This is a genomic window from Myroides marinus (assembly GCF_900109075.1).
In the GTDB taxonomy this organism is placed as follows: Bacteria; Bacteroidota; Bacteroidia; order Flavobacteriales; family Flavobacteriaceae; genus Flavobacterium; species Flavobacterium marinum_A.
This window is the reverse complement of record NZ_FNYS01000004.1, coordinates 90,753-106,099: the sequence shown is the minus strand read 5'-3', so window position 1 is coordinate 106,099 and position 15,347 is coordinate 90,753. Positions and strand designations below refer to the sequence as shown.

Genomic DNA, 15,347 nt, shown 5'->3' with positions numbered 1-15,347 from the left:
ATAAAGAATAATGGAAACTCAGATATTAGAGAAAGCAACAGAAATGTTCATGACCCAAGGATTTAAATCTGTGACAATGGATGACATAGCCGCAGAACTAGGTATTTCAAAAAAAACAATTTATCAACACTTCGCATCAAAACCAGAATTAATCGAGAAAGCACTAGTAACGATTAACAATAAATTCTCACAACAATTAGTAGCAACCTTAAACCGAGGAGAAGAAGCTATACCAGAATTACTAGCTGCTTATAATGACATCAATGATATATTCTTAATAGACTCGTCAGGATGTTTTTACCAATTGACAAAGTATTACCCGAAGATTGCTCAAAAGCAAAAGAAGTTTCACGAAAAAAACTATGTTAAGCACATAGAACGAAACTTAGAGAAAGGAATCAGAGAAGGAGTATATAGACCTGATGTAGATGTAGATTATGTAGCTAGATTTTATATTGCTTCACTAGTAGCTATCGAAGATCTAGACTACTTCCCTGAGTCAGAATACTCACACTCTGAAGTACACTGCTTACACTTAGAGTACCATATCAGAAGTATCGTTACAGAAAAAGGTATGAAAATATACAAGGACCTAACACAGAAGTATAAATAATGAAAACGATAAAGATTACGCTTATTGCATTACTAACTGCTTTTATTGCTAAAGCTCAAGAGCCACTAACTCTAAAAGAGGCATTGAACTACGCGCTAGAACATAAAGCGGAAGCAAAACAAGCGACACTAGATATAGAGAATAGTCAGTATCAGATAGAAGAAGTAAGAGCGAATGCACTACCGCGTATCGATGCAGAAGCTACACTGCTTAACAATGTGAAGATACAAGAGATGCCTTTAACGATGGGTGGTCAGACGCAAATGATTCCTTTTAACCTGAAGTGGAACTCTGGAATATCAGCGACTGCTTCTCAAGTCTTGTTTAACCAAGCGGTGTTTATGGGTCTAAAGGCTGCACGTACAGCTAAAGAGTTTTACATCATCAATAAAGACTTAACTGACGAACAAATCATCGAGAAAGTAGCTAGTACATACTATCAAGTATATCAGACTAAAGCAATGCTTAGAACGATAGAGACTACCATAGCTAGTACTACTAAGATTAAAGATATTATAGAGAATTTGCATAAGAATGGGTTAGCTACACAGATAGATTTAGATCGTACTAAAGTGAGTCTAAGCAATATTAAAGCTACGAGACAGAAAATTCTAAATGCTATAGACTTACAGGAGAATGCTCTAAAATTCTTTATGGGTATGGATGTCAACACTCCTATCGTTATGCCAGAGACTACATTCAATGTAGATGACAGTGGTCTACTAGCAGAAAACAGAATAGAGAACAGAACTGAAATACACCTACTAGAGAAACAAAAAGACTTGCTAGAATATAAACGCAAGTCAATAGTAGCAGACTACTATCCATCACTAGCTGCATTCGGTAACTTCGCTTATCAAGGACTGGGAGATAAATTTCCTTGGGGAGGATCGCCTGCTGATAAGGTATATTGGATGAATACTTCTGCAGTAGGACTATCACTAAAGATACCAATATTCAGTGGATTTGGGACTAGAGCTAAAGTAAGACAAGTAGATATAGAACAGCGAAAAGTAGACGTGCAAATTAATGATACTAAACAGGCATTAGCACTAGACTTTAAGAATGCTCAGAAGTCACTAGAGAATGCGCTAATCACTATAGATATTCAGAAAGACAATGTGTCTTTAGCAAAGAGTATATTATCTAACATACAGAATAACTATACTCACGGATTAGCTACATTAACTGACTTACTAAATGCAGAAAATGCATATACAGAAGCAGAGAATAACTATACTACTGCTATGCTAGACTATAAATTAGCACAGATACAATTAATCAAAGCTCAAGGAGAGTTAAAATCATTAGTAGATTAATTCACTAAATCTAACATCTAAAGAATATGAAAAAAATAATTACTGCCCTAGTACTAGTTGTTTTAGTAGGAGGTCTTATCTATATATTATCTAGTAATAAATCTAAGAACGATCAAGAAACTGCTATCGTAGCTGAACGCAATGCTGAAGTAACTGTACGTGCTGAGAAAGCGAAGCTACAGGTATTCGACACGAGCTATAAAGCAAATGGAAACTTTATGCCGGAGCAAGAGGTTACTATCTCTGCAGAGACTCCTGGTCGTATTAATAAATTGTTAGTAGATGAAGGTAGTCGAGTACAGAAAGGTCAAGTAATCGCGTTAGTGAACAGTGACCAAATCAATGTACAGATACAGACTGCAGAGGCTGCTCTAGCTACAGCTAAGGCTGACGCAGTACGCTTTGAAAGCGCGTTTAAAACAGGTGGTGTGACTCAACAGCAACTAGACCAAGTAAGATTAATGCTAAAGAATGCAGAATCTAACTTAAAGTCTGCTCGTATTACAGCTGCTGATGCTAGTATAAAAGCACCTATCAATGGGATTATTAATAAAAAGCACGTAGAACTAGGTTCGTTCGTAGCTCCAGGTGCTCCATTATTTGACTTAGTGAATGTAGCTCAACTAAAACTTAGAGTGAATGTGGACGAAAGCCATGTAGCTAATCTTAAAGAAGGTGATATGATACAGGTGAAAGCTAGTGTATTGCCAAATGACACATTCCAAGGCAAGGTGACATTCATCGCTCCTAAAGCAGATGCGGCGCTAAACTATCCAGTAGATTTATTGATAGCTAATAATCAAGATAACAAGCTTAGAGCAGGTATGTACGGTTCTGCCATATTTGACGGAGAGAAAGATTCGGGTACTCCTATCTTATTAGTACCTCGTAATGCATTCGTGGGTAGTGTGAGTTCTAACTTAGTATTTACTATTGTCAATGGTAAAGCTGTATCTAAAAAAGTGGTAGCAGGTCGCAACTTCGGAGACTTCGTAGAAGTACTAGAAGGTCTTAAAGATGGAGAAACTGTAATCACCTCAGGACAGATTAACTTAACTGAGAACGCTCCTGTGTCAATCATTAAATAACATCCTAAAAACAAGAGGATCGACTTATGAAAATAGCCGAAATATCAATAAAACGCCCTAGTATAATCATCGTAATGTTTATCGCATTACTACTAGGTGGTTTATTCAGTTATAAAAATCTGAGTTACGAATTAGTTCCTAAGTTTGAAGTAAACGTAATTACAGTAGCTACAGTATACCCAGGAGCCTCACCTTCTGAGATCGAAAATACTGTAACCAAAAAAATAGAAGATGCAGTAGCATCTCTAGAGAATGTAAAGAAAGTAGAGGCGATGTCATTCGAGAGTTTATCTACAGTAATGATATACCTGAACTCTTCTGCTAACGTTGACTTATCTTTAAATGATGCTCAACGTAAGATCAATGCTATCTTAAAGGATTTACCTAAAGATGTAGATCCGCCTTCACTACAGAAGTATTCATTAAGTGACTTACCTATTCTTACGTTGAGTATCACTAGTGACTTGACAGAGAAAGAACTGTATGATCTATTAGACAAAAAGATACAGCCTATCTTCTCTCGTGTAAACGGGGTGGCTAAAGTAGAACTTATCGGTGGTGAAGAAAGACAAATACAAGTACTACTAGACCCTAAAAAGCTAGAAGCTTATGGGCTTAGCGTACCTATGGTACAGCAGATGATCTTAGGGGCTAACTTAGACTTCCCTACGGGTAATGTAAAGTCAAATGATAAGCAGACGATTATCCGTCTAGAAGGAAAATATAAGAATATACAGGAGATGAGAGACCTAGTCATAGCATCTCAGGGAGGTATAGATATACGCTTAGGTGATGTAGCTGATGTACAGGATGGTATTAAAGAAATAGAAAAGATAGCTCGTCTGAACCAACAGTCAACTATCTTAATGCAGGTGATCAAACAGTCTGACGCTAATGCAGTAACTGTAAGTGAGCTTACACATGCCACAATACAGGAGGTAGAAAAGAATTATAGCGATAACAATGTAAAGATTAAAGTAGCGAATGACTCTTCTCAGTTTACCCTAGATGCGGCTAATGCAGTTATGTTTGACTTGTTCTTAGCTATTGTCTTAGTAGCCTTCGTGATGTTGTTCTTCTTACACAGTTTGAGAAATGCCTTGATAGTAATGGTTGCTATTCCATTGTCATTGATTGCTACATTCATTGGTATTTATCTATTAGGGTACTCGTTAAACTTGTTGAGTTTACTAGCCTTATCTCTAGTGGTAGGTATCTTAGTGGATGACGCCATCGTAGTTATCGAGAATATCCACAGACATATGGAAATGGGTAAAAATAAAGTACGTGCGTCTTATGATGGAGCTAAAGAAATTGGATTTACTGTTACAGCGATTACACTAGTTATCGTAGTAGTATTCTTACCTATCGCTATATCATCAGGGTTAGTACCTAATATTATCAAACAGTTCTGTGTGACAGTTATTATCGCTACGATGTTATCTTTATTAGTATCATTCACGATAGTACCTTGGTTGTTCTCTAGATATGGTAAAATAGAAGTGATCAGTTCTTCTTCTTTCTTCGGTAAGATTATACATGGATTCGAGAAAGGTCTTAATGCCTTCACACATACTATTTCTAACTTATTAGTATGGTCATTAAACTCAACTAAAAATACAATTATAGTATTAATAGTAGTAGGTATTACGTTCTTCGCATCGATAGCTTTACTACCTATGGGATACATCGGAGCAGAGTTTTTCCCTAAGACAGATAAGGGCGAATTCTTAGTACAGCTAGAGTTAGATAAAGATGCGTCACTACAGCAGACTAATAAAGTAACTCAGCAGGTAGAAGCAGTATTGCGCACTAAGCCTGAGATAGTAGATATGATTACTACTGTAGGTCAATCTTCTGAAGGGTATGGTGGAGCACAGGCTACTAAATATAAGTCTGAGATACACGTAATCTTAACAGATAAGAAACTGCGTAAAGAGAACTCATTCGTCTATGCTGCAAAACTTAAGAATGAGTTAGCACCACAGATAGCTGATGCTAAGATTAAGACGGTGACTGTAGGTCTAATCGGTGCAGAAGAGGCTCCTCTAGCACTAACAGTGACTGGGGCTAACTTAGATGATGCAATGGACTTCGCTATACAAGCAAAAGAGATACTAGACCAGATACCTGGTACTATGGAGACTAAACTGACAACTGAGACAGGTAGCCCTGAGATCAATGTACAGGTGGACAGAGATAAGATGGCTGCTCTAGGACTAGATATGTATACTGTAGGTATGACAATGCAAACTGCCTTTAATGGTAATACAGATGGTAAATTTAGAGCAGGTGAATATGAGTATGACATCAACATCAGATTTCAGGAGTATGCTAGAACAACGATAGATGATGTAAAAGAAATAAGCTTTAAGAATAATGTAGGTCAAGATATTAAACTAGCTCAATTCGCTGACATCAAGTATAGTTCTGGACCATCTATCTTAGAGCGTAGAGATAAGAGCCCGTCTGTAACTATCAAGTCTCAAACAATTGGTAGAGCTCCTGGTGCAATAGCTGAAGAGTGGTTACCACAATTCGATAAGCTTACTATGAAGCCAGGTGTTAAGTATCAATGGACAGGTACGATGGAAGATCAAGAAGAGGGATTTGGTACATTAGGGGTCGCATTATTAGCTGCTATTATCTTAGTGTACTTAGTGATGGTAGCGCTATATGATAGCTTCTCTAAGCCGTTTATCGTTATTTTCTCAGTACCCTTATCGTTCATTGGAGCATTATTAGCATTAGCAATAGCTAATATTTCACTGAACATCTTCACTATCTTAGGTATCATCATGCTTATCGGTCTAGTATGTAAGAATGCTATCTTACTGGTAGACTTCGCTAACCACAGAGTAGATGCTGGAGATAGTGTACACGATGCACTGATAGCGGCCAACCATGCTCGTCTGCGTCCAATCTTAATGACTACGATTGCGATGGTTATCGGAATGGTGCCTATTGCTTTAGCGGATGGTGCAGGTGCTGAGATGAACAATGGATTAGCTGTAGTTATCATAGGTGGTCTATTATCTTCGCTACTATTGACTTTAGTTATCGTACCTATTATCTATTCGATATTCGATAAAATCGGTAATAGATTTAGCAAAAAAGAGGAAGTAGATTATAACGAATTAATGACTGCTGACTACGATTATAACAAAGACTTTATCGATGAGTTCACAGCAAAACACATTGAGAAAAAATAATAGTCAAAACTTATATAGAGTTTTATAGAGTTAATTATGTTGAGAGATTAGGGGATAGTATATACTATCCCCTTCTTTTATTAATCTATATTAACTTGTAGCCACAACCAAATCACTAATTTTAGAAAAAATTTAATACTCAATTCAGCAATGGATACTTCATATATACAAGTTTATTCTCTAAGCGATATTACTAATCGCTATAAGAATGTTCTTACGGACAAGAGATTGGCAATACTGGACATTGGGCCAAAGCACAAACAGTACTTCGTTATTGACAAGCCCTACCAATTCACAACATTTGGTTTAATACTCGTGACGGAAGGTAGATGTGAAATAACGATTAACCTAGAGCCAACTATCATTAAGAAAGATGATTTGCTAGTAGTATTACCTAATCAATTCTTTGAGATCAAAAGATTGACAGATGACTTCGCTGTAAAGACTGTATTTATAGATCCAGACTTATTCTTAGAAGCTGGTTTTCACGTTAAATCTCATAGCCTGATATCATTCTTATCTTCTGAATACCCTAAAGTAATTACTTTAAACAAAAACGTATTTAGAATTATGAATAACACAGTAAAAAGACTTACCCAACTAAGCTATAACAATAATAACATCTATGCGAAGAACCTCATCATACATCACTTCTCTATACTGATGTATGAGTTAGGAAACTTCTACAGTAAAGCTGTTTTAGAAAAAAACGATACAAAAATTCACCGAAGAGAGGAGTTAGCTAAAAAGTTTATTTACTTAGTATCCACTCATTTTAAAAAAGAGAGAAGTGTACAGTACTATGCTGAGGCAATGTTTATCAGTCGAAAGCATCTAACAAAGATTATCGTAGAGGTATTCCAAAAAACGCCAAAACAAATCATTACAGATACGATCATTTTAGAGGCAAAAATCTTACTAAAAAACCCTAAGACGACTATTACGGATATCGTAAATGATCTAAACTTTCAAGACTTATCGGTTTTTAGTAAATTCTTTAAAACATATACGGGTATTTCGCCTACAGATTTTAAGAATTCGTAAACATTTTATTCAGAAGGTATTGGTATAAAAGCGTCTTTTTATCAATTTATAACGTTTAATTATCTAATCTATACATCATAAAAATTCGGATATTTGATGCGTAAATACTAATACACACATAGGGTTACAAACATTCACCCTACTTGAAATAAAGACGCATAACAATATGATAAAAACAACTACTCACAAAAATATATATGCTAATATAACTGCCATCGGAGGATATGTCCCTGAGCACAAAAGAACTAATGAAGACTTAGCTAAAGTAACGGATACTAATGACGAGTGGATAATAAAAAGAACAGGTATCAAGGAGCGTAGAATCTTAGAAAAAGGTCTAGCTACATCAGATATGGCTGTACGTGCTATCGAGAACTTAATCGCTAATTATGACAAAAAAATTAGTGATATAGATGCAATTATTGTTGCTACATCTACTCCAGATATGCCTATGCCTGCGACTGCAAATATCATCTGCGAAAAACTAGGGATTAACCATGTTTGGGGATTTGATGTGAATGCTGCTTGTTCTGGATTCTTATATGCACTAGACTTAGGAGCATCTCTAGTAGAGAGTCAACGCTACAAAAATGTAGTGGTAGTAGGTGCTGATAAGATAAGTGCTTATGTAAATATCAAAGATCGCTCTACGAACATCCTATTCGGTGATGGGGCTGGCGTGGTATGGTTAGAACCATCTAAAGAGACAGGTGTTATCGATGCATTAATGCAAAGTAATGGTCAAGGAAAAGAGTTCTTAAATATCGAAGGTGGTGGATCACTATATCCTACTACAGATCTAGAGCAAAACGATGAGAAAAGATATATCAAACAGGATGGTAAGGTAGTCTTTAAACAAGCAATACAGTCTATGAGTGAGGCATGTCTAAATGTATTAGACAGAAATGGTCTAACGATAGATGATGTAAACTGGTTAGTACCTCATCAGGCTAATAAAAGAATTATAGATGCTGTAGGTAAACAAATCAATATACAAGAGGACAAAACACTAGTAAATATCGCTAACTATGGTAACACTATAGCGGCTACTATACCTCTGTGTATATGGGAGAATACAGATAAAATCAAGAAAGGTGACTTAGTATTACTAACAGCCTTCGGAGCAGGTTTCTCTTGGGGAGCTAGTATTCTACGTTGGTCAATCTAATCTATATAAACACATAAAGAAAAAGCCTCAAAGTAACTGATTACTTTGAGGCTTTCTTTATAATAACGATCTATACGTTGAGGGTATAGAACCTTAATTTTTATATTTACTTCGTTAAGTATTAACTTAAATAAATTTAGTAGGGTACTCTACTCCCTTTGCATCTAAATAAGCTAAAAGCTCTTTGTGCTTATTTTCTATACTAGAAATACACTCGCACGAAATAGGACAAATCGCCGCTGGAGATATGTCTAATATCTTAGCTATTTCATACAATACCTCATTCTTAAGTTTAGTTTTACCACTCTCTATATCAGAATATGCTTTTTGTGATATACCTAATCTTTCAGCTACATACTCCTGTGAATATCCTGAATTTTTTCTAATACTTTTTATTTTTTCGACGTCCATAGCTATATACTTTAAAAACCTTTAATTCTAATATACTAATTTTAAAAAAATTTATCAAACAAAAGTACCACTTTTATACGGATAAAGTAAAAGATATCAAAAATATCATTAATTTTGCAGTACAAATTTTCATAAACAACAAGCCAAGTCTAGCTCAAAGTGATTAATTCTTTTCAAAATTATTATTTAATCATATAGATCTAGCCTCAGAAAACTGCTCCCCAAGCAGTTTTCTTTGTTTACAGCCCTACCCTATTTCTGAACAACTTTTTGATAGTATCACAAACATTGCTGATGTTTGTGTTCATAAATTGTTCATTATTACAAAAAAGATGTTCGATAACGAACAGTACACTATCACACAAACAACATAACTAATTGAAATAAAGTCATTTATAAATATATTATTTTATTGGCACACAAATAGGATTATACTCTACAAACATATAATCTGAAAAACTAATGAAAGCTTTATTTATCTCAACTGCTTTATTCTTAACTGCATTAAGTGTTAATGCTCAGAACAATATTAAAGGTACAGTACACACTGCTGAAAAAGCTCCAGTGGACTTCGCTGAGATATACCTAATCGATACAAAAGGCAACTTAGTACAGTCTGCCTATACAAACGAACAAGGAACATTCGAAATACATGATATAGCTAATAACACTTACTCTTTTCAAATTCACAGTTTAGGTGTAAAAGCATATGATAAAAATTTAGAAATAAATAAGGATCTTGATCTAGGAGTAATAACTATAGAGCAAGATACTAAGCTAGACGAAATCGTAGTAGAGACTACTAAAAAAGTATTTGAACGTAAAGTAGACCGTACTGTATTCAACATTGAAAGCTCAGTACATGCTACAAACAACGATGCTGTAGATTTATTAAAGCTAACTCCAAGCCTTAAAGTAGACAATGAATCTATCACTATCGTAGGAAAGAGTTCTGTACGTGTAATGATCAATGATAAGTTAGTACAGTTATCAGGTGAAGAATTATTAAACTATCTAAAAAGTATCCCGTCGGATAACATCAAAAAGATAGAGGTAATCACTACACCTCCTGCTAAGTACGAGGCTGAAGGAAATAGTGGACTAATAAATATAGTGCTAAAAGAAGCTCCTGCAGAAGCGTGGAATAATCAAATCAGTGCAGGATATAAACAGTCTTCTAAAAACCAATTCAGACTGAGCAATACATTTAACTATAACAAGGATAAAATATCTCTTATCGCTGGTGTATCTGGTACTAAAGGTGGATTAAATGTAATAGAAGACAACAAAATATTCTATCCTACTGAAACATGGGTGGGAGACTCTAAGAGATATAACAACAATGACTACTTATCTGGTAATATACAAGTAGATTATAAGATCTCTGACAAGACTACTATTGGTGGTCAATACAAAGGTGGTATTGGAGATCCTACATTTGATGATTACAGTAATATCGTTGTTAATAACTCTGTTAATAACCCTGTAAAACACATCAAAACTTTGTCTGAAAACACTGGAAATAATAACAATCAATCTGCCAACTTAAACTTAACATATAATGTTGATACTCTAGGAACTAAGTTCACAGCAGATGTTGATTACTTCAGTTATATAAATAACAAAGAGAGACTTTTCAACACAAAAACAACAGCTGTTGATAACTCTGTTAACAATATGTTCATAGCGAAGTCAACAGGTGATCAAAAGATTGAAAACTTCAGTGCTAAAGTTGATTTTGAACAACCGTTAAAATGGGCTAAATTATCGTATGGTGCAAAAGCTAGTTTTGTAGTAACAAAAAACAAAACAAACTTCTTCAACTATACAACAGGTGTACCTGTAGAAGATTTAAAACAAAAAGATAACTTCGAATACAAAGAGAACACACAAGCGGTATATGTAAATGCATCTAAAGAGTTTAATGACAAATGGACTATGCAGTTAGGATTGAGATTAGAGAATACACAGACTATTGGTACTTCTCAAGTGTATAACATCGAGAACAAAAAGAACTACACTAAACTATTTCCTACGGTGTATGTAGCTTATAAAATGAATGAGGATAATACGTTCTCTATTAATTATAACAGACGTATCTCTAGACCAGCATTCTGGGAGCTTAACCCATTCAAATGGTATATCAATGAATATAGTATCGCACAAGGTAACCCTTCGCTAGCGCCTGCATTCACAGATAAAGTAGAACTTAACTATACGTATAAAGGAAAATTAGACTTTAATATCTCTTATGGGGAAACAAAAGATAACTTCGGACAATACCCTGTAGTAGATCCTAATACTAATTATCAAAATTACTATAGAGATAACTTTACAAACACCAAGAACTATAATGCTGGAGTGAGTTATACCTTTAATACATTCCCTTGGTTACAGTCTCAAAGTGGATTATACTACTTCTATACTCAAGCTAGTCTAACCAAAAATGTAGATATCGTAATTAAAGATGGCGGTGGAGCTTACTTAACAACTAATAATACGTTCTTTCTTAATTCGTCAAAAACTTGGACTGCTCAGTTAGACTTCTGGTACCAAACTAGAGTACAATCAAATGCATGGGATGTAGATCCTACTTATGGTTTAAACTTTGGGATGAAATATGCTATGCTAGACAAAAAACTAAACTTATCTGTATATGCTAACGATATCTTTAGAACTTCGACTACAAATGTATATGCTGTAACCAATGGTATCAAGCAAAATTACTTTAACTACTACGATCAACGCTATGTTAACGTAGGTATCAGCTACTCATTTGGTAACTCTAAAATCAAAGTAAGAGATCACCAAGGAGGGAACACTGATGAAAAGAATAGAAAATAAAATATAACAACCTTACTTAAACGAATAACTAACTAAAGATGAAAAAGCTTTTTACTGTAATACTAACCATACTATGTAGTCAAGTCATAATGGCACAGTTCTCAATAAAGGGAGCTGTGTTAGACCAAACAAATAAACCTGTTGACTACGCTGAAATACAATTGCTAAAAACGGACGAGACTTTCGTTAAACAGAGTTTTAGTGATGAGACTGGTCTATTCTCTATTGAAGAGGTAAACTCAGGAGATTATATATTTAAAATATTCTATCTAGGGCAACTGGTAAATGAACAAAAACTAGAGATTACAAAAGATTTAGATTTAAAGACTATCTCAGTAAAAAGTGATAACCAATTAGAAGAGATAGTACTACAAGCTGAAAAAAGATTAGTAGAACGCAAAGTGGATAGACTAGTGTACAATACAGCTAATAGTATCGCTTCTCAAGGAATGGATGCATTAGAAGCATTAGCTACTACCCCAATGATTAAGGTAAAGGATGATAAGATTAGCATCGTAGGTAAAAGTAATGTAAAGATTATGATAGATGATAAAATGCTAGAGCTATCTGGCGATGCTCTAACGAATTACTTACGTACTCTACGCTCTGATGATATCGAAAAAATAGAAGTTATCACTACGCCTTCTGCTAAATACGAGGCTTCTGGTAATGGTGGTATTATCAACATCGTACTTAAAAAGAATAAGCGCATGGGAATGTATGGTACAGTGAGCTCTAACTACTCTTATAACAACTTTAATGTGATAGGTGGAAATGGAAGCTTAAACTACCAAAATAAAAAGTGGAGCGTGATGCTAAAGGGTAATGTTAATAATAGCAATAACTCATGGACAAATGATATCACTTATCAGGATAAAAATAACTATATGGGTACTGAGAATACTTCGCATAACTTATATAAAAATAGAAGTGCGAGTATGACTACGAATTATCAGTTAACGGATAATGCATTAATAGGTGGATCGTACAACTTTACTAGAGCTACTAGTAATCCTTCTAATGTGTCAAAAGGTACTTATAAGAGTGCTCCTTTTACAGTTGTAGATTCTATTATCAATACTATTAATAATTCTGATAGTAAAAACTTATATCACACAGCGAATGTGTTCTTTGATCAGAAGCTAGACACATTAGGAAGTAAATTATCTATAGGTGCTAACTACTTCTCTAATGAGCCTGACCAAACTTTTAATATTAAGGATTATGATTCACAATTCTTGATGAAAAGAAACTCTACATACACTAACTACTTAAAGTATCAAGTATACAGTGTTAATGCAGATTTAAACTATACCTTGTCTTGGGCTGATATAGAACTAGGGGCTAAGTATACCAACTTTGATAACAAAGCTTCTGTAACGTACTTTAATATAATCAATAATACTCCAGTACTAGACTTGACTAAAAGTAATCGTTTTAACTATAATGAAGATAACTATGCAGCATACTTCAGTATGAGTAAAAAGTTATCTGACAAATGGAGCGTAAAAGGAGGATTGAGATATGAACAGACTAGTGCCACAGGCGAATTACTAGAAACTAAAGAGGAATTTACTAAATCTTATGGCAAGTTATTTCCTACTGCTTATATATCATTTACACCTAACGAGACTCATACATTTAGCTTTAATTACTCTAAACGTATCAACAGACCAAACTCTAATATGTTGAATCCGTTTAAGTATTATTCTAATAGTTTTACTTATTTTCAAGGTAATCCAGAGCTAAACCCTTCTTATAATAACAACTACGAATTGAGTTATGTATTTGATGGAGCTTTATCTGTGAATCTTAATTACTATCATATGACGAACTCATTTGATCAATTAAGCAAATACGAAAATGGAATATACAGCAGTACTAGTTACAATATGCTTAATAGTGATAACTATGGTATAGATATCTCTTATAACAACTCTATCACTGCGTGGTGGGAGACAAACACTGGAGGTGATTATATCTTATCTGCACCTTACTATAGAAGTAAAGAAGCTACCCAAATAGGTCAAAAAGGTACAACATTCTCTTACTATTCACAGAACACGTTCAACGTGAATAGCTCAAAGACGTTAAAACTATTACTTAACTGGTATCACCAATTACCAAACAAAGAAGACAATACACATTACAGCTCTTATAGTACATTATCATTTGGTACTAAACTAGCTCTATTAGATAAAAAGCTGAACATAAATATGACTTTGTCTGATATATTCAATACTGGTAAAAGCAAAGGAACAATGTTCTATAAAGACAATATACAGACTTACAGCAACACATGGAACTCACGTAGATTTAGTATCAGTGCTTCATACACGTTCGGTAATTCTAACAACAAAAAAGCTATCAAAGAAGCAAACTTTGAAGATAAAAATAGAAGCAATTAGTTAGTTATATTCGATTATTACAAAAGGCAGGTATCTCATAAATACCTGTCTTTTACTTATTTACAAACACCTAAGGAGAGTAATTAGTACTCTCCTTTTTTATTCTAATTTTCTTCTATGAAATGGCAAAACCTAATCCATAAAAACAGAAAGGGAGTTCAATGATTTGAACTCCCTTTTCTATATTAATACTATTATCTTTTATAACTCTGCTACTCGTCCTACTATCTCATTAGTAGTACTTAATTGTTTTAAATTATCAAGAGTTACAAAGGCGATTTGTGTTAACGCTTCATCAGTAAAGAAAGCTTGGTGAGCAGTAACTAACACATTAGGGAATGATGTCAATAACTGTAGACGTTCATCCTCTAAGATAGTTCCTGACAAATCTCTAAAGAACACCTTCTCTTCTTGTTCATACACATCGATACCCAATGCACCAATTTTCTTATTTCTAAGACCTTGAATGATAGCATGTGTATCTATTAGTTTACCTCTACTCGTATTGATTAACATTACACCATCTTTCATTTTCTGAATATTCTCTTCATTAATAATGTGTAAGGTCTCTGGTGTTAACGGACAGTGTAGAGAGATAATATCAGACTTAGTGAATAATTCATCAAGTTCTACATACCTAACTGTTCCATCTGCTTCAAGTGCTTTATTAGGATACACGTCATAAGCTAGTACCTCTGTACCTAATGCTTTCATCATTCTACAGAATACACTACCGATATTACCTGTACCTATAATACCTACAGTTTTCTTATAGATATTAGTTCCCAACAGCCCATTTAAAGAGAAGTTTTGCTCTCTCACTCGGTTATAAGCTTTGTGTATTTTTCTGTTTAAAGTAAATAACATCGCTAATGTATGCTCTGCTACTGCTTCTGGTGAATATGCCGGTACACGACATACTCTGATATTGTGTTTATGAGCTGCGTCTAAATCCACATTATTAAATCCTGCACAACGAAGTGCGATGTATTTAATCTTCTTCTCTGCTAGGCGTTGGATCACCTCAGCATCTACTTTATCATTTACGAATACACATACTACGTCAGTATCTTCAGTTACCAAACCAACTGTCTGTTCTTCTAATCCTGTTTCGAAGTATTCTAATTCAAAGTCAAATTGTTTATTTTCTTTATTAAAGAAAGTTACATCATAAGGTTGCGTTGAGAAAAAAGCAATCTTCATATCTTACTATTTTAATATTAATAATCTTATAGAAATA

The 15,347-nt window shown here is 34.4% G+C and carries 10 protein-coding genes; 8 read left to right on the top strand and 2 right to left on the bottom strand.

Annotation, left to right across the window (positions count from 1 at the left end; genetic code table 11):
• The first annotated feature begins 10 nt into the window (after positions 1-10).
• From BMX53_RS06410 to BMX53_RS06385, 6 genes are all read left to right on the top strand, one after another.
• Positions 11-613 (top strand): TetR/AcrR family transcriptional regulator, encoded by a 603-nt coding sequence (locus BMX53_RS06410; RefSeq protein WP_063176804.1) that lies wholly within the window; start codon positions 11-13, stop codon positions 611-613.
• Positions 613-1,932 (top strand): TolC family protein, encoded by a 1,320-nt coding sequence (locus BMX53_RS06405; protein WP_074745188.1) that lies wholly within the window; start codon positions 613-615, stop codon positions 1,930-1,932. The genes BMX53_RS06410 and BMX53_RS06405 overlap by 1 nt, the downstream gene beginning before the upstream one ends.
• A 26-nt stretch (positions 1,933-1,958) precedes the next feature.
• Positions 1,959-3,020, top strand: coding sequence for an efflux RND transporter periplasmic adaptor subunit (locus tag BMX53_RS06400; protein WP_038986069.1), 1,062 nt, complete (start codon positions 1,959-1,961; stop codon positions 3,018-3,020).
• Positions 3,021-3,046: 26 nt separating this feature from the next.
• Positions 3,047-6,232: an efflux RND transporter permease subunit gene (locus tag BMX53_RS06395; RefSeq protein WP_074745186.1), complete on the top strand. Its 3,186-nt coding sequence runs from the start codon at positions 3,047-3,049 to the stop codon at positions 6,230-6,232.
• Between the two features lie 150 nt (positions 6,233-6,382).
• Positions 6,383-7,276 carry a helix-turn-helix domain-containing protein gene (locus tag BMX53_RS06390; protein WP_063176807.1) on the top strand — a complete coding sequence of 298 codons (894 nt, stop codon included), beginning with the start codon at positions 6,383-6,385 and terminating at the stop codon, positions 7,274-7,276.
• A gap of 166 nt (positions 7,277-7,442) precedes the next feature.
• A complete protein-coding gene (locus tag BMX53_RS06385; RefSeq protein ID WP_038986073.1) occupies positions 7,443-8,444 on the top strand; it encodes a beta-ketoacyl-ACP synthase III in 1,002 nt (333 codons plus the stop codon).
• Positions 8,445-8,570: 126 nt separating this feature from the next.
• On the opposite strand, the gene BMX53_RS06380 is transcribed toward BMX53_RS06385, so the two are convergent.
• Entirely contained in the window at positions 8,571-8,855 is a 285-nt protein-coding gene (locus tag BMX53_RS06380; RefSeq protein WP_038986075.1) for a helix-turn-helix domain-containing protein, read from the bottom strand.
• A 462-nt stretch (positions 8,856-9,317) separates the two neighbouring features.
• Here BMX53_RS06380 and BMX53_RS06375 point away from each other — a divergent pair, with 462 nt between their 5' ends.
• Both BMX53_RS06375 and BMX53_RS06370 read left to right on the top strand, forming a co-directional pair.
• Positions 9,318-11,699, top strand: a complete 2,382-nt coding sequence (locus BMX53_RS06375; protein WP_074745184.1) for an outer membrane beta-barrel family protein — start codon at positions 9,318-9,320, stop codon at positions 11,697-11,699.
• A 38-nt stretch (positions 11,700-11,737) separates the two neighbouring features.
• Complete coding sequence (locus BMX53_RS06370; RefSeq protein WP_074745182.1) at positions 11,738-14,107, top strand: outer membrane beta-barrel family protein; 2,370 nt, start codon at positions 11,738-11,740, stop codon at positions 14,105-14,107.
• Positions 14,108-14,308: 201 nt separating this feature from the next.
• Here BMX53_RS06370 and BMX53_RS06365 read toward each other — a convergent pair whose 3' ends face one another.
• Positions 14,309-15,310 (bottom strand): 2-hydroxyacid dehydrogenase, encoded by a 1,002-nt coding sequence (locus tag BMX53_RS06365; RefSeq protein ID WP_074745180.1) that lies wholly within the window; start codon positions 15,308-15,310, stop codon positions 14,309-14,311.
• Positions 15,311-15,347: the final 37 nt, after the last annotated feature.

Coding starts and splice junctions, on each gene's coding strand:
- BMX53_RS06410 (WP_063176804.1), top strand. CDS start 11: ATGGAAACTCAGATATTAGAGAAAGCAACAGAAATGTTCATGACCCAA.
- BMX53_RS06405 (WP_074745188.1), top strand. CDS start 613: ATGAAAACGATAAAGATTACGCTTATTGCATTACTAACTGCTTTTATT.
- BMX53_RS06400 (WP_038986069.1), top strand. CDS start 1,959: ATGAAAAAAATAATTACTGCCCTAGTACTAGTTGTTTTAGTAGGAGGT.
- BMX53_RS06395 (WP_074745186.1), top strand. CDS start 3,047: ATGAAAATAGCCGAAATATCAATAAAACGCCCTAGTATAATCATCGTA.
- BMX53_RS06390 (WP_063176807.1), top strand. CDS start 6,383: ATGGATACTTCATATATACAAGTTTATTCTCTAAGCGATATTACTAAT.
- BMX53_RS06385 (WP_038986073.1), top strand. CDS start 7,443: ATGATAAAAACAACTACTCACAAAAATATATATGCTAATATAACTGCC.
- BMX53_RS06380 (WP_038986075.1), bottom strand. CDS start 8,855: ATGGACGTCGAAAAAATAAAAAGTATTAGAAAAAATTCAGGATATTCA.
- BMX53_RS06375 (WP_074745184.1), top strand. CDS start 9,318: ATGAAAGCTTTATTTATCTCAACTGCTTTATTCTTAACTGCATTAAGT.
- BMX53_RS06370 (WP_074745182.1), top strand. CDS start 11,738: ATGAAAAAGCTTTTTACTGTAATACTAACCATACTATGTAGTCAAGTC.
- BMX53_RS06365 (WP_074745180.1), bottom strand. CDS start 15,310: ATGAAGATTGCTTTTTTCTCAACGCAACCTTATGATGTAACTTTCTTT.